Source organism: Rhizobium sp. AC44/96 (assembly GCF_001692185.1).
In the GTDB taxonomy this organism is placed as follows: Bacteria; Pseudomonadota; Alphaproteobacteria; order Rhizobiales; family Rhizobiaceae; genus Rhizobium.
Map to the genome: position 1 here is coordinate 25,094 of NZ_LXKO01000030.1, position 17,553 is coordinate 42,646.

The window sequence follows — 17,553 nt, forward strand, 5'->3', positions numbered from 1 at the left end:
GGGGAACCTAACATGTTCAAACGCCTGCTCCAAACGACGAGCCTCGCCACGATGGTGGCACTCGCGCCGCTTGCCGTCATGGCTCAAGACGCACCCAAGCAGGGTGGCGACATCGTCGTCACCTACAAGGACGACATCAGCACGCTCGATCCGGCAATCGGCTATGACTGGGTCAACTGGTCGATGATCAAGAGCCTCTTCTCCCGCCTGATGGACTATGAGCCGGGCACACCCAACCTCGTGCCGTCCCTCGCCGAAAGCTTCACTGTTTCCCCCGATGGCCTCACCTACACCTTCAAGCTCCGCAAGGGCGTGAAGTTCTCGAGCGGCCGTGAAGTCGTTGCCTCGGACGTCAAGTACTCGATCGAGCGCGCGGTCGATCCGAAGACGCAGGGTCCGGGTGCCGGCTTCTTCGGCGCCATCAAGGGCTTCGAGGACGTGACCGGCGGCAAGGCAACCACGCTGGCGGGCATCGAGACGCCGGATGAATCGACCGTCGTCTTCAACCTGTCGCGCCCCGACGCGACCTTCCTGCATGTGCTCGCGATCAACTTCGCCTCGGTTGTGCCAAAGGAAGCCGTTGAGGCAGCCGGCGGCGATTTCGGCAAGAAGCCGATCGGTTCCGGCCCCTTCATCCTGAAGGACTGGACAATCGGCCAGCAGCTCGTTTTCGAACGCAACAAGGACTACTTCGTCAAGGACGTCCCGCATATCGACAGCTTCAAGGTCGAGGTCGGCCAGGAGCCGCTGGTCGCTCTGCTGCGTCTTCAGAAGGGTGAAGTCGATATCGCCGGCGACGGCATCCCGCCGGCCAAGTTCCTCGAGATCAAGAATTCGGCCGATGGCCCGAAGATGATTGTCGACGGCGAGCAGCTCCACACCGGCTACATCACGCTCAACACCAAGGTTAAGCCCTTCGACAACGTCAAGGTCCGCCAGGCGGTCAACATGGCGATCAACAAGGAGCGCATCACACGCATCCTGAACGGCCGTGCCACACCTGCCAACCAGCCGCTGCCGCCGCTGATGCCGGGCTATGACAAGGCGTTCACCGGTTATGCCTACGACGTTGCCAAGGCCAAGGCCCTGCTGGCTGAAGCTGGCTTCGCGGATGGCTTCGAGACGGTTCTCTACTCCACCAATACCGATCCGCAGCCGCGTATCGCCCAGGCAATCCAGCAGGATCTGGCCGCCATTGGCGTCAAGGCCGAGGTTCGGGCGCTGGCACAGGCAAACGTCATCGCCGCGGGCGGGACCGAAGGCGAAGCGCCAATGATCTGGTCGGGCGGCATGGCCTGGATCGCCGACTTCCCGGATCCGTCGAACTTCTACGGTCCGATCCTCGGATGCTCGGGTGCGGTCGCCGGCGGCTGGAACTGGTCGTGGTATTGCAACGCCGATCTCGATAAGCGCGCTGTTGCCGCAGACTCCATGTCCGATCCGGCAAAGTCCGCCGAGCGTACCGCTGCCTGGGGCAAGGTGTTCACCGACATCATGGCTGATGCGCCGTGGGTTCCTGTGATCAACGAGCGCCGTGTTGTGGCGAAGGGGCTGCGCATGGGCGGTGCGGACAACATCTATATCGATCCGACACGCGTCATCAATTACGACGCCATCTACGTCAACCAATAAGCTCGGCAAGAGCAAACACCTTCCCGGCCGGTCCGGGAAGGTGCACTCATCCCAGGGAGATTTTGACATGTGCGTCGCCTGCACCCACACCATTCACCGCGCTCAGCACAATTTCGGCTGGAACAAGGACTTCGCTCCGGCCGTTGTCGCAAAGCCCGGCGAGACCATTCATTTCGAATGCCTTGATTCATCCGGCGGCCAGCTCGGCCGTGACGCCACCCTCGAGACGCTCAACAATCTCGATTTCGGCAAGATTAATCCGGTCACTGGTCCGGTCTATGTGGAAGGCGCCAAACCCGGCGACGCCTTGAAGGTCACCATCCGCCGCTTCGAGCCCTCCGGCCACGGCTGGACGGCCAATATCCCGGGATTCGGCCTGCTGGCCGATCAGTTCAAGGATCCGGCGCTGCACGTCTGGTCCTACGACGCCAACAGCATGGCGCCTGCGCTTTACGGTCCCGGTGGTCGCGTGCCGCTGAAGCCTTTCGCCGGCACGATCGGCGTCGCGCCGGCCGAGGCTGGCACCCATTCCGTCGTCCCCCCCCGACGCGTCGGCGGCAACATGGACATCCGCGACCTGACGGCGGGCGTTACGCTCTACCTGCCGGTCGAGGTCGATGGAGCTCTGTTCTCGATCGGTGATACCCACGCCGCGCAAGGCGACGGCGAAGTCTGCGGCACGGCGATCGAAAGCCAGATGAACGTCGAGGCAACGATCGAACTCGTCAAGGACGCCCGCCTACAGACGCCGCGCTTCACCACCACCGAGCCGGTCACCCGCCACCTTGATGGCGCAGGCTACGAAGTGACGACCGGCATCGGCCCAGACCTGATGACCGGCGCCCGCGAAAGCCTGATGCGGATGATCGACCTGCTCGGTTCGGAACACGGCATGAGCGCCGTCGATGCCTATCTTCTCTGCTCGGTATGCGGCGATCTCCGGATCAGCGAGATCGTCGACCAGCCGAACTGGGTTGTCTCGTTCTACTTCCCGAGGATCGTATTCGCGTGATTTCATCTGCTCCCTCGCCCGTTCTCGCCGTCCGCGATCTCAGCATAGACGCCCTCACGCCCGAGGGCCGCAAGCCGGTCCTTCGCAATGTCGGCTTCGAACTCGCCTCCGGCGAGACGCTTTGTATCGCAGGCGAATCCGGGTCGGGGAAATCCGTGACGTCGCTCGCCATCATGGGTCTGCTCCCGAAGGCATCGCTTCGCGTCGCCTCGGGGAACATCCTACTTGGCGAGCGGGACCTGCTGACGCTGTCGAACCGCGCCATGCGCGGCATTCGTGGTGGCGACATCGCGATGGTATTTCAGGAGCCGATGACCTCGCTCAATCCTGTGATGTCGATCGGTGCGCAGTTGACGGAAGCCATTCGCGAGCACCAGGGCAGCGACCAGGCTGAGGCCGTCGCGCTCAGGATGCTGGACGCCGTGCAGATGACGGAGCCGGCCCGACGTCTGAAGCAGTTCCCGCACGAACTTTCCGGCGGCATGCGGCAGCGCGTCATGATCGCCATGGCGCTCTCCTGCCGCCCCAAGGTGCTGATCGCCGATGAACCGACGACGGCGCTCGATGTCACCGTACAGGCCCAGATCCTGAAGCTGATGCGCGAGCTGAAGACCGAGTTCGGCACGTCGATCATCCTCATTACGCATGACATGGGGGTGGTTGCCGAAATGGCAGATCGCGTCGTCATCATGCAGCATGGGCGCATTGTCGAAACCGGCCCCTCGCTGGCCGTGTTTTCCGAACCGAAAGAGGCATACACCCAGCAGCTGCTGGCCGCAGTTCCCCGGCTCGGGGCACTGTCGGGCACCGACGGCCCGCCGCGCGTGACCGCTTCCCCGAAAGAGGCCAAGCCCACGGATCATGCGCCGGTGATGAACGTCACAGGTTTGAATGTCGTTTACGGCACCTCCGGCAGCCGCTTCTTCAAGGGCAAGCCGCCGGTGCGCGCGGTCAACGATGTTTCCTTCGACATCCTGCCGGGAGAGACGCTCGGACTCGTCGGGGAAAGTGGTTCGGGCAAATCGACGACCGGAAAAGCAGTTCTCGGCCTGATCCCGTTTACCGGCGATGTGCTGATAGACGGGCGGAACATTGCCGGGCTGGGACAGCGCGAGATGCGCCCGGTGCGACGTTCCGCACAGATGATCTTTCAGGACCCTTATGCATCGCTTGATTCCCGCATGGCGGTCGGCGCCGCGGTCGCCGAGCCGATGCTCATCCACGGCATCGGCGACAAGTCTGAGCGGCGCGACCGGGTAGCCGAACTTCTGAAGCGAGTCGGGCTCACACCCGACGCCGCTACCCGCTACCCTCACGAGTTTTCCGGCGGCCAGCGCCAGCGTATTTGCATTGCGCGCGCGCTGGCACTCGAACCCAAGCTGATTGTTGCAGACGAGAGCGTTGCGGCGCTTGACGTTTCAGTCAGAGCCCGTGTCCTGGACCTGCTGCTTGAACTGCAGGAGACGATCGGCCTCGCCTATCTCTTCATCTCACACGACATGGCTGTCGTCGAGCGCATGTCGCACAAGGTCGCAGTCATGCGGCACGGACAGATCGTCGAGACTGGCTCGCGACGGGAAATCTTCGAGAACCCGCGTCAACCCTATACGCAGGCATTGATGGCGGCTGTTCCTGTCCCGGACCCGGCGCACTACAGGGCCGCGCGAGAAGAGGTCGTTTACCGCGAAACCGGTGAGGCGTGAGCCTCGCTCGTCGCGCCGAAATTCTTGAGGTAGATCGATAGAAGCTGCGTTTGCGATGAAATGCCGAGTTTGCGGTAAACATTGCGTCGATGCACTTTGACGGTACCGGTCGAGATGTTGAGCTTAAGGCCAATCGATTCCGACGAGTGCCCCTGAAGTACGAGGTCGACGATTGCCGTTTCACGGGCAGTCAGATTGAGATCCTGCCAGACGGCATCCGCGGGTTGGAGCGCTGTTGCTTTTGCTCCGCGCTTTTTACCTCGCTGTTGTCCGGTATTGAGTTGGGCATCAAAGCGCGCGGCGAGGCCGGACCAATAGTGCCTGGCCATCTTGGCGACCAGTGGCTCGACCTGCTTGAGCAATGCAATCTCGGCAGCGGGAAATGCCCCCGTCTTTTCTCTCCGCATCAACGAGAGCACGATCGTGGTGTCGCTGTCCGCGGCGATGAAAAAGCCGACCTCCTCCGCCAGCCCCGTTTGCACATAATAGGTGCGGTAATACTCACTGGAAAAAAAGCGATCCGGCGCGAGCTCGCGCATGCGGAAGACGCCAGTCCGCCGGGCATGTGCCGTGTGATAGAATGGATCAAGGAGGTAGGGACCCGCCTGATAGAGCGTGACGAAAATGATGTGCTCCTTCGGATCGAAGGTGCTGTAGAGATCGATCGGCCGTTCCTTGCCGCGGTAGGCAAAGGCCACGACATAATCGAAGCGTACCAGTGCCGACATCATGTTCCGAAAGGTTTCGCCGAACTCGGCGTCGCTCATCGCCGGCTTGCCGACCGTCGCGCCGAAGGCTTCAAACAGCGCCTGCAAATCGGTGCTCATCCTGACGGAACCCTCCCCGTTTCCTCGCTGAAAGCCCGCGAGCGTGTATATACCTTCCATGAAGCCATTTTGGCTTAAATACCTCTCTCGGGGTATATACCGTAAGAGAGGGTGCGGCTTAGTCTTTTACCAACGACGGTGGCAAAAGGCAGCGCTAGACTGCCCACTCCAAACCAACCGCAGGGAACAGACGTGGCATCCGCTTCGACGAACGATATCGAGTTCCGTTCGGTCACCAAAAACTATGGCGCGGTGACCGCCGTAACGGACATTAATCTTCATGTGCCGAAGGGCGCCTTCCTGGCGCTGCTCGGCCCTTCCGGCTGCGGCAAGACAACTTGCCTGCGCATGATCGGCGGCTTTGAGCAGCCAAGCGAAGGAACGGTCCTGATCGACGGGCGCGAGATGAACGGCGTCCCCGCCTATCGCCGCCCCGTCAACATGGTGTTTCAGCACTACGCGCTGTTTCCGCATTTCAACGTCGAACAGAACGTTGCCTACGGGTTGAAACAGATGCGGCCGAAGATCGCCAGCGCCGAGATCGATCGCCGCGTCGGCGAGGCGTTGGAGATGGTACGCCTTAGCGGCTTCGCCAAGCGCCGCATCCACGAGATGTCCGGCGGCCAACAGCAGCGCGTGGCACTCGCCCGTGCCATCGTCAACCGCCCATCCGTTTTGCTGCTCGACGAGCCTCTGGCGGCGCTGGACAAGAAATTGCGCTCAGCGATGCAGATCGAACTGCAAACACTCCAGCGCGAACTTGGCATTACCTTCGTTCTGGTGACGCACGACCAGGAAGAGGCGTTGTCCATGGCCGATATCGTCTGCGTGATGAGCGCGGGCCGGATCCGACAACTCGGCTCGCCGCAGGAAGTCTACGACCGCCCGGCTGATCTTTTCGTTGCAGATTTCGTGGGCAAGACGAACCGCGTCACGGCAAAAATGGAAGCCGACCGAGCGACCATCAGGCTCGCCGACGGGTCAGCGATCGCCGCCGGACCGCGCCCGTCCGTCGCTGTCGGCGAGGCGATTGTTGCGATCCGTCCGGAAGCCATTCGCCTGTCGCGGCAACCGGTTGACGGCACTGCCTTCAAGGGCACGGTGACGCACCGTATCTTCCTCGGCTCTTCTGCCGAGTATGCGGTAACGGTGCCCGGCCTCGGTGATTTTCTCGTGACCGCAGATCGGCGCGGTGTGAGCGAAAGCGACCTTGTGGAGCCTGGCGAAGCGGTGTTCCTCGCCTTCGACCCGCTGGCCGCGCATGTCTTTCCAGCAAGTGCAGCATAAAACCAAAACAAGGGAACAGCATCATGAGCAAGGACTACAAGGATAATCTTCCCATTTCCGCCGAAGGCTTCATGGACGAATTCATGCGCCTGAAGCGCGGCTCCGTCAGCCGCCGCCATTTCCTCGGCATCACCGGCCTTGGCCTTGCCACGGCGGTCATGTCGCGATTCCCCGGCGCGCTCTCGACACCTGCCTATGCCGCGGGTGAACTCGGAACGCAGATGTCGATCGCCACATGGCCGAACTACCACGACCCTGCGACATTCGATAACTTCAAGGCCGCAACCGGTGTCGCCGTTGAAGTCAACGTCTTCGGCTCGAACGAGGAAATGCTGGCAAAGCTGCAGGCCGGCGCGTCCGGCTGGTCGCTGTTCGTGCCGACGAACTACACGATTTCGACCCACCACAAGCTTGGCCTGATCGATGAACTCGATCTGTCGAAGATCCCCAATTTCAGCCAGACGACGCAAAATCCGCGCTTCACCAAGGAAGGCCAGATCGACGGCAAGACCTATGCCGTGCCGAAGAACTGGGGCACGACCGGCTTTGCCGTCAACACGTCCAAGATCAAGTCGAAGCCGACCACATGGAAGGACTTCTTCGAGCTCGCACAGACGGAAGCCGATGGCCGCGCCATGGTGCACGACTACCAGCTGACGACGATCGGCAGCGCACTGGTTTCGTTGGGCTACGGCTTCAATTCAATCAAGGCCGACGAACTCGCCAAGGCAGAAGAGCTCCTGATCAAGGTCAAGCCGCATCTGTTCGCCATCAACAGCGACTATCAGCCGGCGATGCGCGCAACCGACGCCTGGATGACGATGTGCTGGACCAATGACGGCGCACAGCTGAACCGCGATGTTCCTGAAATCGCCTACGTGCTGGGCACGGACGGCGGCGAAATCTGGACGGACTACTATGCGATCCCGAAGGATGCGCCGAACAAGGCCGCGGGCTATGCCCTTCTCAACTTCCTGATGGATCCGGCGAATGCCGCCAAGGAGCACATCGCCAATGGCGCGCCGGCAACGGACAGCCGCGTGATTTCGCTGCTTCCGAAGGAGATCACCTCGAACAAGATCGTCTACCCCGACGAAGCATCGCTGACGCCGCTCGAGTTCGGCGCCGCCGTGACGCTGACAGATCCGGGCCGCGCCGAACTGATGGCGCGCTTCAAGTCGGCCTGATCTGACATCTGAGGCCCTCCGTCTGCTCTTCGTCCAACGCGAAGAGCAGACGGACGCAGCCTTGTTGCCCACAAACCAGCATTGTGAAGCCCATAGCATGGCCCTGACAACGGATACCAAGAAACGGCTCGTCACCGCCGCGCTGGTTGCGCCGGCGAGTGCCTGGCTCTTCGTGTTTCTGGTCCTGCCCTTCATTGCGATTGTCGTCTTCTCCTTCGGCGAGCGAGCACCGGAGGGCGGATACCAGGCGGCGTTCACGTTTGCGCAGTTCGCCAATCTCGGCTCGCGTGCAGCGGCCTTCAAGAACACGCTCATTCTTGCTCCGATCGGCGCATTTGCCTGCCTGCTCGTGGCGTATCCGGTCGCCTATTATTTGGCGGTCAAGGCAAGCGCGAAATACCGGCTTCTGCTGGTTTCGCTTGTGGTCGTCCCCTTCTGGACCAGCCTTCTCGTTCGAACCTATGCGTGGATGTATATTCTCGGTGCGCGAGGCATTCCGCATCTGCTGGAACTTGTCGGCATCGAAAATGTCCGCCTGCTGAATACGCCGGGTGCGGTCCTGCTTGGCATCGTCTACGGCTATCTGCCGCTGATGATCATGCCGATCTACGTCAGCCTGGAGAAACTGGATCGACGCCTGCTGGAGGCATCTGCCGATCTCGGCGCAAAACCGATCTCGACCTTCTTCGGCATCACGCTTCCGCTGTCGCTGCCGGGTGTCATGACAGGGATTGCTCTCGTGACCATCCTGCTGCTTGGCGAATATCTCATTCCGCAGCTTCTGGGCGGCGGCAAAGTGTTTTTCATCGGCAATGCGCTGGTGGATCTCTTCCTGCAGTCCCGCAACTGGCCCTTTGGCTCGGCAATTGCAGTTAGCCTCGTCGTGGTGGTTGTCATCGTGCTTCTCGTGGCCATGCGCATCGCTTGGCGCGTCTCGGGCACCCGCCAAGTGGATCTCGTCTGATGCGCAGCCTCGTTACCGCAGTTTACCTCTTCCTCTACACACCGATCGCCCTGGTCGTCCTGTTCTCGTTTAATGCGGGCCGAAACGCTTCGGATTTCACCGGCTTCTCGACGCAATGGTACGGGAAGGCGTTGAGCAACACGTTCCTGATGGAGGCGCTGCAAAACAGCCTGATCATCGCAGTGACCAGCGCGGTTCTCGCAGCCATTTTCGGCACCATGGCAGCCATGGGAATGGAGCGGCTCGGGCCGAAGACCCGTGCTGCGTTCGATGGCCTCTTTGCCGCCGCCATCGTCGTTCCGGGCGTCGTCATCGGTATCGCGACGCTCGTTGCACTTGTCGAGGTGTTCGGCTTCATCAACCCGCTGCTCGCCGCTGTCTGGCCGGGCGAACAAGCGCCGAAGCTGTCGCTCGGCTATGGATCGATCATCGCCGCCCATGGGCTTTTCACGATGGCGCTGGTGACAATGATCGTCAAAGCACGCATCGCAAGCCTGGGACGGGATATCGTCGAGGCATCCAACGACCTCTATGCGACACCGTTCACGACATTTCGCCAGATCGTGCTGCCACAGATCCTGCCGTCGATCCTCGCAGGCTTCCTGCTCGCGTTCACCTTCTCCTTCGACGACTTCATCATCGCCTTCTTCGTCGCGGGCTCGAATACGACGCTGCCGATCTACGTGTTCGCATCCATTCGCCGCGGCGTCACGCCTGAGATCAACGCCATCGCCACCATGGTGCTCATCGCATCGCTGATCTTGATCCTCGTCGCGCGCTTCCTGATGCGCGACCGGAAAACGCAGTAACGGGAAATATCATGATCCTCAAAAATCGCGTCGCAATCGTCACGGGAGCCGGATCGGGGATTGGCCAGGCCGGGGCCTTGATCATGGCCCGCGAGGGCGCCCACGTCGTTGTCGTCGATGTCGACTTCATGAATGCCGGCGAAACTGTGAACCAGATCGTGGCCGCCGGCGGAAATGCCGAAAGCCTGGTTCTCGATGTCACCGATGACCGCGCGCTTGAAGCCGGTATCACTGCGATCGCTGAACGCCACGGACGCATCGATATCCTCCACAATCATGCCGGAGCACAGGTGGCAGGCGATCTAGAGGAAGTCGCGATCGACGGATTCGACAAATCCTGGAACCTGAACGTCCGGGCTCACTTCATGGCTGCGCGGTTCGCCATGCCGATTATGAAGAAGGCTGGCAAAGGTGTGATCCTCAACACGTCCTCCTCGTCCGGCGTGCTCTATGACCGCGAGATGATCGCCTACACAACGACCAAGCATGCCGTCATCGCCATGACCCGGCAAATGGCCGGCGACTACGCCCGCTTTGGCATTCGTGTGAACGCGCTCTGCCCAGGCTGGGTCGATACCCCGTTCAATGAACCATTCATTGCGCAGATGGGCGGGCGTGTTGCAATCGAGACCTATGTTGCCCAGCAGGTGCCGCTCGGGCGCTGGGCAACGGTTTCCGAGATCGCCGAACCGATCCTTTTCCTCGTGTCCGACAGGTCATCCTACATGACGGGCCAGATTCTCGTTGTCGACGGTGGCGAAACCGTCGTCTAGCCGCGCCGCGCTGCACGGAAACCTCTTGCAGAAAACCTCTTTCCGGCGATGCTGCCTCAGGGAGCAGGAGGAGGTATCATGAGCCGCGATATCATTTTGGTCGATCCGTTGCCGCGGACGCTCGAACTCATCATGGAGCCGGCCGTGCGTGGCCGGCTCGAAGCGCTTGGCGAGGTCGTCATTTCGGAAGATCGCCGCATGCCGGATGATCAGGTCGAAGCGCTGTTGCCGGAGACCGTGCTCATTTTTGGCCAGACGGATATGCCGAAGGAGCGACTGGATCGTGCACCGAAGCTCAAGGCGATCATCAATGTCGAATCCAACTTCATGCCGAACATCGATTATCAGAGCTGTGTCGAGCGCGGCATCTGGGTGATCACGCCTGCCTCCGCCTTTGCCTCGCCCGTTGCCGAGGCATCGCTGGCGATGGCGATCGATCTTGCGCGCGGGATTACCCAGGCAGACCGCGACTTTCGGCAAGGAACGGAGGAATACGGACTCGCCGGCAACAAGGGCGTCTTCCGCTTCGCCGGGGCCCCAATCGGGATTGTCGGCTTCGGCGATCTCGGCAAGCAACTTCGAGAGCTCGTCCGCCCCTTCAAGAACTCCGTTCGGGTATTCGACCCCTGGCTTCCCGACGAGGTGATACAGCGCCTTGATTGCGCGCCGTCGGACCTCGACGAACTCTTCCGCGAAAGCCGGGTTGTCTTTGTATTCGCAAGCGTCACAAGCGAAAACGAAGGCTTCATCGGCCGTCGGCAATTTGAACTGATGCAGCCGGGATCGGCGTTCCTGCTGATGAGCCGTGCCGCGGTCGTGGACTTCCCGGCTATGCTTTCTGCAGTCAAGTCGGGCCACATCAGGGCCGCGACCGACGTGTTCCCCGACGAGCCCGTGGCTGCGGACGATCCTCTGCGGACGATACCGGGCCTGCTCCTATCTGCACACCGGGCTGGCGGCACGCGCGATGCGTTCTACGAAATCGGCTCCATGGCCGTCGCTGATGCCGAATTAATCATGAGGGGATTGCCGCCACAGCTTTGCCGGCGCGCGGATCCGGCGACGGCGAGCCGGCTACGCTCCAAGCCGGTCTCCGTATCCTGATCGCGCGCAGAGATATTGTCGGCTTCAGATCGCCGTGAAGCCGTTGTCCACGAAAAGGTGCGCGCCGTTCACGAATCTGGAGTCATCGCTGGCAAGGTAGAGTGCCGCCCGCGCAACGTCCTCGGGCTCGCCGATGCGGCCCTGCTGGGCAGCGATGGCGGCATCAGACACATCGACGCCGAGAGCCTGGAGCTCGGACACCTCGCGCAACCCGTGAGGCGTACGAATGAAACCGGGGCATACGGCATTGCATCGAATATTGCGGTCCCGGAACTCGACACCAATCGCCCGCGCGAACATGTGGACCGCGCCCTTCGTCGTATCGTACAGCACCTCCATCGGCGTCGCCGCGACGGCTGAGATCGATGAGGTGCAAACGATCGAGCCACCGCCGGCCGAGATCATTCCCGGCAGCACGGCGCGCGTCATCAAGAACATGGACCGGACATTGACCGCGTGAAGCCAATCCCACTCCTCGACGCTCGTTTCCAGGAAAGGCTTTATGACAATCGTGCCCGCGTGATTGAAGAGCACAGTCACCGGGCCAAATTTCTCTTCGACACCGCGAACTGCGTTGTTTACGGCCGTCTCGTCCGAGACATCCGCGGTCCAAAAGTCAGCAACACCGCCATCGTCGCGAATGGCCTTTGCCGTCTGCGCGGCTGCCTCGGCGTTGCGGTCGATGATTGCCACCTTCGCGCCCTCCGCCGCAAAGAGCCGTGACGCCGCTCCTCCCATACCGGTAGCGCCGCCCGAAATAATCGCGATATTGCCGTTCAACCGTCCCGTCATGTTTTCCCCATATCATGTTCAAAATATTGCCCCAACGCGAGGCACGCGCTGTTTGAAGGCACGCGCGCGCCTTGCGCAGAGTATCAGAGGATAGCCACGATAGAAGGAGAAAGACGCTTACCAAACGTCGTTCGATTGCCGCAACGACGCCGCGCCGGACAGCGACCGGATCGCTGTCAGTTCGCTCCGGCTTTCAGGATACGATGGGTGCTCGCGTCCAAAGCATGACTTGCGTCCCTGCCATCTTTGGCGAGCCCGTTGGCGGTGTTGGCACAGGAGGAGAGTGCGAGGAGCAGAGCGACGACGGCGGCGACTTTTGTCATTTGGTCTCTCAATCGACTTGTTGATGACAATGACATGTCGCCGTGACGCGGGAAAGCAAGGGCATACCCGCCCAAGGCTCTACCCAGTCTAGGTGAAGCGCCCTGCCCGTGACATCACAGAGCGCGTTGCGCAGCCGCCGGTTCCTCATCGTTATCCAGTGCCAGCAGTTCCCCGACCTGCGCCAACGCTCCCGTGATGACATCGGTGCGTATCGAATAGAACACCGATTGAGACACGCGCCGGGTATCAACGAAATTGCTCTCCCGGAGGATTGCAAGGTGCTGCGATAGGGCGGACTGGCCGATACCCAGCGTCTTCGCGAGAACCTTGACCTGTATCTCTCCACGGCGGAGATTTTGAAGTATTGCTAGGCGATTGGCGTTGCCCAGGACCGACATGTAGTCGGCCAGCAAGGCGATATCGGATGAGACCCAGGTGTCTTCCTGCATGAGATTTCCCTTTTAAGAAATGGCTCGAATGCACGGCAGCAGACCACGGCTGTCGGTTTGCCCAAACCGGCCTTCGAAGCGTTTTTGAATTTTGAGAATGAGGTACCGGCTAGACCGGTGGGTCCGTATGTACTGACGCTCGACGATGAACAAATCTGAGACGCAGTGGGACATCAGCACAAGGAGTTGGTGCTGATAACAGCTGCGATACCGCCGCCTGAGGCGAGCGGCCATGCTGTAACAGGAGAGTGGACATCATGTTCACCTGATTGGAATGGAAACTGTCGACACCATCCTCCACACCATTAAAAAGATAGTTAAAAATCATCAGCTTCCCGGCCGAAACCGGGCTTTAAATCCCTTTATTTTAGACAATTCGGCAAATATGGTACTTTTCAGTACCCTTTTATCGCGTCATTTCGAGAATGGCACTCACGGAATAGGGTCAGTTGGCGCCGACGCCTCTTGCAAAGATTGCAATGCACTGCCGCAGATGAGCCTTGCGCAGCTCGAGATTCGGCCACGCTTTCGCCTGTCCCTCGGGTGGCCTTATGCCACCGAAGATCATATCCATCAGCATCCGCGCACAGCTCTCAGGATTGCTAATCGCGGCCTTGCCAACCGTGGCTTGCTGCGAAAGCCAATCGACCAATTGTTGTCGCGACTTGAGCATGCCCTCATCGTGCAGCATGTCCCTAAGCTCGGGAAACTGCCCGGACTCGCGCATCGCCAGGTGAATGAAAGCAGCGCGCTCCTCATCTGCCGCCTCATCCATATCAATCATGAAGATCGCCTCCAGTGCCTTTGACACGGGCAGATCCTCGTCTTCCGGTCGCGGCAGATCGAGCATCATCTGACGATGCGCGATCACCACTGCGCGGAAGAGATCTTCCTTGCTCGCAAACAATCGATAGAGGGTCTGCTTGGACACGCCACTACGGGCAGCGACAATGGCTGTCGTCGTGCCCGCATAGCCCAGTTCGACGAATATCTTCTGTGCGAAGGCAACGATGTGCGCTCGCTTGGTCTCGTCGCTCGATACCTTTGGACGCCCGCGCGGCCTCGGAATCGAAATGTTGGCAGGGTCCCCGGATCCATCCATGAAAGCGGCACTCGATTGGCAGCGACGACAGCGAAGGCTGCCAATCGCCCAGGCAGCCTGCCAGCGACGGCATTTTGCCAAGATGGTTTCTGTGTAGGACCACTGGATCAGGAACTGTTCAGTTCGCACCCATCACGTGACCCCATTTCCGTGGCAAAGCAGCTGTTCGCGACCTCCGAGTCGCACATCAGCCGCTACATCGCACCGTTGGCCGAACCTGCCTCGTGAAACCACTGAAAGTCAATCATTTTTGGCTAATGTTGGATTATCCGGCAAACAGCGGACTTCACAACCCCGTGTTTGCCATGACAGCGGGCGACCACACGATCTGAGCCGGCAGCAGATCGGGTGACGCGCCGTAGCCGTGCCGCTCACAGCAGCATTGAAGCGCCCCGATCGAGGTAGGTGTCCAGGAACTGTTCGAGGCGCGGATTTCTTGGCTTCCTGAACACATCCTGCGGGGCTCCGGTGAATAGCACCTTCCCGTGATCGAGGAACGTGATCTGCTGACCAACGGTGGCGGCAAAGCCGATCTCGTGCGAAACGACGACCATTGTCATGCCTTCGGCCGCCAGATCACGCATGACGTTCAGCACTTCACCCGTCAGTTCTGGATCCAGTGACGATGTCGGTTCGTCGAACAGCATGATCTTCGGCTTCAGCGCCAACGCTCGGGCGATCGCCACGCGCTGCTGCTGGCCGCCGGAGAGCTGCGACGGGTAATGCCCTGCACGACCTTCGAGGCCAACTTTGACCAGCTGCGCCATGGCGCGTTCCTCGGCGTCCTTGCGGCTCATCTTGTGAACCGTCTTCAAGGCTTCGCTGACGTTCCCGAGCGCGGTCATGTGCGGCCACAGATTGAACTGCTGGAATACCATACCGATCTGGGCGCGGATCGTCCGGTTCGCCGCTGCCGATATGCGCTCGCGCGCACCTTGCGCGTTCTCGGTGAAACCAAGCACCTCGCCATTGATCGTGATGATGCCGGAAGTGGCTTCCTCAAGGAACGCCATGCATCGCAGCAGCGTACTCTTGCCCGATCCGGATGGCCCGATCAGGCAGGAAACCTGCCCCTGCGGAATCTCAAGATCGATGCCATGCAGCACCGTCGAGTCGCCGAACTTCTTCACGAGATTTTTGACTGCGATCGCGGGTAGGCTCATGCGTTGAAAAACCTCAATCTGGTAAGTTTCATTTCGACGAGATGGCCAAGCCTGCCGGTGATCTCGACGAGCACCCAGTAAAAGAGTGCCAGGACGGAAAGCGCTTCGACGAAGGCGTATTGCTGGGCGCCGATGGCACTCAGCGTAGCAGTAAGCTCGGGAACGGTAATAATCGACAGGACCGCCGTCTCCTTCATCAGGAGCACGGCCATGTTCAGCGAAGGCGGCAGCACCAGCATAGTCATCTCGGGCAGGAGAATGCGCCGGATGATCTGGCCTTGGGTGAGCCCGACACATTCTCCGGCTTCGATATGCCCCTTGGGAACGGCAAGGAAGCCGGAGCGGAAGATCTCGCTATAATAAGCCGCACCATAAATCGAGATGCCGACAAGGCCCGCGGGCAGCGGATCAAGCGAAAGGCCAATGAACGGCCCTCCGTAGTAGACCAGAAAGATCTGGATCAGAAACGGCGTGCCGCGCAACACGGCGACGATCAGGCCGAGGGCCGTGTCGAGGACCGGTCCTCCAAATCGCCGGCCGACGGCCACGAAGAAGCCGATCACCGCCGCGGCAAGCGTTCCAACGATCCAGATCATGATCGTCACGCCAGCGCCGCTCAGGATGGCCGCGCGTTGGTCGAGAATGACGTTGATGTCGAAGGTCATCGCGGAACTCCTGGAAGGGAGCGCTCGATCAGGCCACCCGCAAGCGCCACGATCCAGTTGATCACGAGATAGATGAGCCCGGCACAGGCAAAGATCTGCAGCGGCAGGAAAGTGCTGCCAGCAAGATCCTGCGCCATGCGTGTCAGCTCGACGATGCCAACGACCGACACCAGCGAGGATGCCTTGAGGATTAAGATCGCTTCATTGACGAGCGCCGGGAAGGTAAGCCGCAACGCGATTGGTGCCTTGATGCGGCGAAAGATCTGTGCCGGGGTCAATCCCACCATCTCGGCCGACTCGACAAGCCCGATGGGAACGCTGGCAAAGCCGCCTCGCAGGTTTTCGGCCTGATAGGCCGCCGTACACAACGACAGGCCGGTGATGGCGGCAACGATACTCGGCACATTCAAGCCGATCGCGGGCAGCATGTTGTAGATCAGCAGCAGCTGCACGAGCAGAGGCACGCCACGGAAGAAGCTGATGAAAATCTGGGCAGGCGCGATGAAAAGCCGCTTTTGCGAGAGAAGCATCCCGGAAAGAAGGATCGCGATTGCAAAACCGATCAGGATCGACACGACGCTGATTGTCACCGTGTAGATCGACGCCTGCAGAAGCAGTTCGAAGAGTTTGATGGACATGTCCGGCTTTTGCCCGCCTGGCTGTCGTGGAGACCTGATCGCGCCCTGAAATCACAGGGCGCGATCGGTTAACGATCGGCAGAAATCAGAATGCCGGATCCTTGACAGCGTCAGGCGTGTCGAAGGTCGCGCCGAACCACTTCTTCTGCAGCTCAGCCATACGACCGTCGGCCTTGATCTTCAGCAGGGCGGCGTCGATCGCGTCCATCAGGGGCGCATGATCGGCATCCTTGAGACCGATGAAGCCGAAGTAGGACTTCTTGCCGAACGGCGGCAGAACAACCTCAAACGTTCCTTCGCGCTGCTTGGCAACGAAGGCGATGTTCGGCAGCGAGTTCGCTACGCCGGCAATGCGGCCGGCCGCCAGGTCCGCATAGGATTCCGTGAAGGCAGGATATTCGCGTATGTCCACCTTGGACGGCAGCGTTTCAGAGAACTCCTTGAGCTGGTCGAGCTGCGACGTCGCCTTGCCGACGCCGATCTTCTTGCCGGCGATATCCTCTGGCTTGCTGATCGTGGTGTCGCCGGCCTTCTTCAGTACGGCAATGGTCGCTTCGGCGATCGGCGGAGTAAAGCGATAGCGCTCCATACGCTTCTTTGTGATCGTCGCAGGACCTGCAACAACGTCAAACTTTCCGGCTTCAAGTGCGGGGAAAACGCCGTCCCACGGAAGGGCGACCCACTCGATCTTGACGCCGAGTTCCTTGCCGATTTCGGCAAAGAGATCCACGTTCAGTCCGGCATGTTCGCCGGCATCGATAAAGTCAAAGGGCGCGAAGGCGGTTTCGGTCCCGACCTTCAGCGTGCCGGCGGCCTTGACGGCTGCAAGCGTGTCCGCGGCGTGGGCCGACAGGGTTGCACCGAATATGAATGCTGCGCCGACGAGGCCCTTAAGCAACGAGTTTGCAATCATGATGTTGTTCTCTCCAGTTTTCCCTCCGCAAAGGAGGAGTTCCCGATTTCAGTCCCGTTGAACGGATTTCTGTGATCCGCTTTTGACTATACAAATAGATATAGGCTAGCCTAAGGTGTCAACGTCAAAGTCGACGGAAGCAAATTTTGTGCCGAACGACCGCATCGGAAGTAATGCCGATTGTCGCCTCGCCCGACAGCAAGGGCGGA

General features: G+C 60.3%; 18 protein-coding genes. 9 read left to right on the top strand and 9 right to left on the bottom strand.

Annotated features, from left to right (window positions below; translation table 11 throughout):
* Positions 1-12 precede the first annotated feature (12 nt).
* The 3 genes from A6U87_RS19930 to A6U87_RS19940 all read left to right on the top strand — a co-directional run bounded on the left by A6U87_RS19930 (position 13) and on the right by A6U87_RS19940 (position 4,347).
* The gene (locus A6U87_RS19930; RefSeq protein ID WP_065693045.1) at positions 13-1,632 is read left to right on the top strand and encodes an ABC transporter substrate-binding protein; all 1,620 of its coding nucleotides are present in this window, start codon (positions 13-15) and stop codon (positions 1,630-1,632) included.
* Between the two features lie 67 nt (positions 1,633-1,699).
* Positions 1,700-2,644 (top strand): acetamidase/formamidase family protein, encoded by a 945-nt coding sequence (locus A6U87_RS19935; protein WP_065693046.1) that lies wholly within the window; start codon positions 1,700-1,702, stop codon positions 2,642-2,644.
* Positions 2,641-4,347, top strand: a complete 1,707-nt coding sequence (locus A6U87_RS19940) for an ABC transporter ATP-binding protein (protein ID WP_065693047.1) — start codon at positions 2,641-2,643, stop codon at positions 4,345-4,347. The genes A6U87_RS19935 and A6U87_RS19940 overlap by 4 nt, the downstream gene beginning before the upstream one ends.
* Here A6U87_RS19940 and A6U87_RS19945 read toward each other — a convergent pair.
* Complete coding sequence (locus tag A6U87_RS19945; RefSeq protein ID WP_065693048.1) at positions 4,323-5,174, bottom strand: helix-turn-helix transcriptional regulator; 852 nt, start codon at positions 5,172-5,174, stop codon at positions 4,323-4,325. The two genes, A6U87_RS19940 and A6U87_RS19945, sit on opposite strands and share 25 nt — an antisense overlap.
* A 192-nt stretch (positions 5,175-5,366) precedes the next feature.
* On the opposite strand from A6U87_RS19945, the gene A6U87_RS19950 reads away from it, so the two are divergent.
* From A6U87_RS19950 to A6U87_RS19975, 6 genes are all read left to right on the top strand, one after another.
* Positions 5,367-6,461 (top strand): ABC transporter ATP-binding protein, encoded by a 1,095-nt coding sequence (locus tag A6U87_RS19950; RefSeq protein ID WP_065693049.1) that lies wholly within the window; start codon positions 5,367-5,369, stop codon positions 6,459-6,461.
* 23 nt (positions 6,462-6,484) lie between these two features.
* Positions 6,485-7,648 (top strand): PotD/PotF family extracellular solute-binding protein, encoded by a 1,164-nt coding sequence (locus tag A6U87_RS19955; protein WP_065693050.1) that lies wholly within the window; start codon positions 6,485-6,487, stop codon positions 7,646-7,648.
* A 97-nt stretch (positions 7,649-7,745) separates the two neighbouring features.
* Positions 7,746-8,612 carry an ABC transporter permease gene (locus tag A6U87_RS19960; protein ID WP_065693051.1) on the top strand — a complete coding sequence of 289 codons (867 nt, stop codon included), beginning with the start codon at positions 7,746-7,748 and terminating at the stop codon, positions 8,610-8,612.
* Positions 8,612-9,421 (top strand): ABC transporter permease, encoded by an 810-nt coding sequence (locus tag A6U87_RS19965; protein WP_065693052.1) that lies wholly within the window; start codon positions 8,612-8,614, stop codon positions 9,419-9,421. The genes A6U87_RS19960 and A6U87_RS19965 overlap by 1 nt, the downstream gene beginning before the upstream one ends.
* Before the next feature lie 11 nt (positions 9,422-9,432).
* Positions 9,433-10,194, top strand: coding sequence for an SDR family NAD(P)-dependent oxidoreductase (locus A6U87_RS19970; RefSeq protein WP_065693053.1), 762 nt, complete (start codon positions 9,433-9,435; stop codon positions 10,192-10,194).
* 78 nt (positions 10,195-10,272) lie between these two features.
* Entirely contained in the window at positions 10,273-11,298 is a 1,026-nt protein-coding gene (locus A6U87_RS19975) for a hydroxyacid dehydrogenase (RefSeq protein ID WP_065693054.1), read from the top strand.
* A gap of 24 nt (positions 11,299-11,322) precedes the next feature.
* Here A6U87_RS19975 and A6U87_RS19980 read toward each other — a convergent pair whose 3' ends face one another.
* The 8 genes from A6U87_RS19980 to A6U87_RS20015 all read right to left on the bottom strand — a co-directional run bounded on the left by A6U87_RS19980 (position 11,323) and on the right by A6U87_RS20015 (position 17,344).
* Positions 11,323-12,090, bottom strand: a complete 768-nt coding sequence (locus tag A6U87_RS19980) for an SDR family NAD(P)-dependent oxidoreductase (protein ID WP_065693055.1) — start codon at positions 12,088-12,090, stop codon at positions 11,323-11,325.
* A gap of 176 nt (positions 12,091-12,266) precedes the next feature.
* Complete coding sequence (locus tag A6U87_RS19985; protein WP_065693056.1) at positions 12,267-12,413, bottom strand: entericidin; 147 nt, start codon at positions 12,411-12,413, stop codon at positions 12,267-12,269.
* Positions 12,414-12,527: 114 nt separating this feature from the next.
* Entirely contained in the window at positions 12,528-12,863 is a 336-nt protein-coding gene (locus tag A6U87_RS19990) for a helix-turn-helix transcriptional regulator (protein ID WP_065693057.1), read from the bottom strand.
* A 445-nt stretch (positions 12,864-13,308) separates the two neighbouring features.
* Entirely contained in the window at positions 13,309-13,965 is a 657-nt protein-coding gene (locus A6U87_RS19995; RefSeq protein WP_065693370.1) for a TetR/AcrR family transcriptional regulator, read from the bottom strand.
* A 371-nt stretch (positions 13,966-14,336) separates the two neighbouring features.
* On the bottom strand, positions 14,337-15,128 hold the full coding sequence (locus A6U87_RS20000; protein WP_065693058.1) for an amino acid ABC transporter ATP-binding protein: 792 nt from the start codon (positions 15,126-15,128) through the stop codon (positions 14,337-14,339).
* The gene (locus A6U87_RS20005; protein WP_065693059.1) at positions 15,125-15,793 is read right to left on the bottom strand and encodes an amino acid ABC transporter permease; all 669 of its coding nucleotides are present in this window, start codon (positions 15,791-15,793) and stop codon (positions 15,125-15,127) included. The genes A6U87_RS20000 and A6U87_RS20005 overlap by 4 nt, the downstream gene beginning before the upstream one ends.
* Positions 15,790-16,431 (bottom strand): amino acid ABC transporter permease, encoded by a 642-nt coding sequence (locus A6U87_RS20010; RefSeq protein ID WP_065693060.1) that lies wholly within the window; start codon positions 16,429-16,431, stop codon positions 15,790-15,792. Before A6U87_RS20010 ends, A6U87_RS20005 begins: the two co-directional genes overlap by 4 nt.
* A gap of 85 nt (positions 16,432-16,516) precedes the next feature.
* Entirely contained in the window at positions 16,517-17,344 is an 828-nt protein-coding gene (locus A6U87_RS20015) for a transporter substrate-binding domain-containing protein (protein WP_065693061.1), read from the bottom strand.
* Positions 17,345-17,553: the final 209 nt, after the last annotated feature.

What these genes read in the sequence shown, in the direction of transcription:
- A6U87_RS19985 (WP_065693056.1), bottom strand. Translation starts at nt 12,413, where the DNA reads ATGACAAAAGTCGCCGCCGTCGTCGCTCTGCTCCTCGCACTCTCCTCC.
- A6U87_RS19965 (WP_065693052.1), top strand. Translation starts at nt 8,612, where the DNA reads ATGCGCAGCCTCGTTACCGCAGTTTACCTCTTCCTCTACACACCGATC.
- A6U87_RS20005 (WP_065693059.1), bottom strand. Translation starts at nt 15,793, where the DNA reads ATGACCTTCGACATCAACGTCATTCTCGACCAACGCGCGGCCATCCTG.
- A6U87_RS19980 (WP_065693055.1), bottom strand. Translation starts at nt 12,090, where the DNA reads ATGACGGGACGGTTGAACGGCAATATCGCGATTATTTCGGGCGGCGCT.
- A6U87_RS19955 (WP_065693050.1), top strand. Translation starts at nt 6,485, where the DNA reads ATGAGCAAGGACTACAAGGATAATCTTCCCATTTCCGCCGAAGGCTTC.
- A6U87_RS19975 (WP_065693054.1), top strand. Translation starts at nt 10,273, where the DNA reads ATGAGCCGCGATATCATTTTGGTCGATCCGTTGCCGCGGACGCTCGAA.
- A6U87_RS19945 (WP_065693048.1), bottom strand. Translation starts at nt 5,174, where the DNA reads ATGAGCACCGATTTGCAGGCGCTGTTTGAAGCCTTCGGCGCGACGGTC.
- A6U87_RS20000 (WP_065693058.1), bottom strand. Translation starts at nt 15,128, where the DNA reads ATGAGCCTACCCGCGATCGCAGTCAAAAATCTCGTGAAGAAGTTCGGC.
- A6U87_RS19970 (WP_065693053.1), top strand. Translation starts at nt 9,433, where the DNA reads ATGATCCTCAAAAATCGCGTCGCAATCGTCACGGGAGCCGGATCGGGG.
- A6U87_RS20015 (WP_065693061.1), bottom strand. Translation starts at nt 17,344, where the DNA reads ATGATTGCAAACTCGTTGCTTAAGGGCCTCGTCGGCGCAGCATTCATA.
- A6U87_RS19990 (WP_065693057.1), bottom strand. Translation starts at nt 12,863, where the DNA reads ATGCAGGAAGACACCTGGGTCTCATCCGATATCGCCTTGCTGGCCGAC.
- A6U87_RS20010 (WP_065693060.1), bottom strand. Translation starts at nt 16,431, where the DNA reads ATGTCCATCAAACTCTTCGAACTGCTTCTGCAGGCGTCGATCTACACG.
- A6U87_RS19960 (WP_065693051.1), top strand. Translation starts at nt 7,746, where the DNA reads ATGGCCCTGACAACGGATACCAAGAAACGGCTCGTCACCGCCGCGCTG.
- A6U87_RS19930 (WP_065693045.1), top strand. Translation starts at nt 13, where the DNA reads ATGTTCAAACGCCTGCTCCAAACGACGAGCCTCGCCACGATGGTGGCA.
- A6U87_RS19995 (WP_065693370.1), bottom strand. Translation starts at nt 13,965, where the DNA reads ATGGATGGATCCGGGGACCCTGCCAACATTTCGATTCCGAGGCCGCGC.
- A6U87_RS19935 (WP_065693046.1), top strand. Translation starts at nt 1,700, where the DNA reads ATGTGCGTCGCCTGCACCCACACCATTCACCGCGCTCAGCACAATTTC.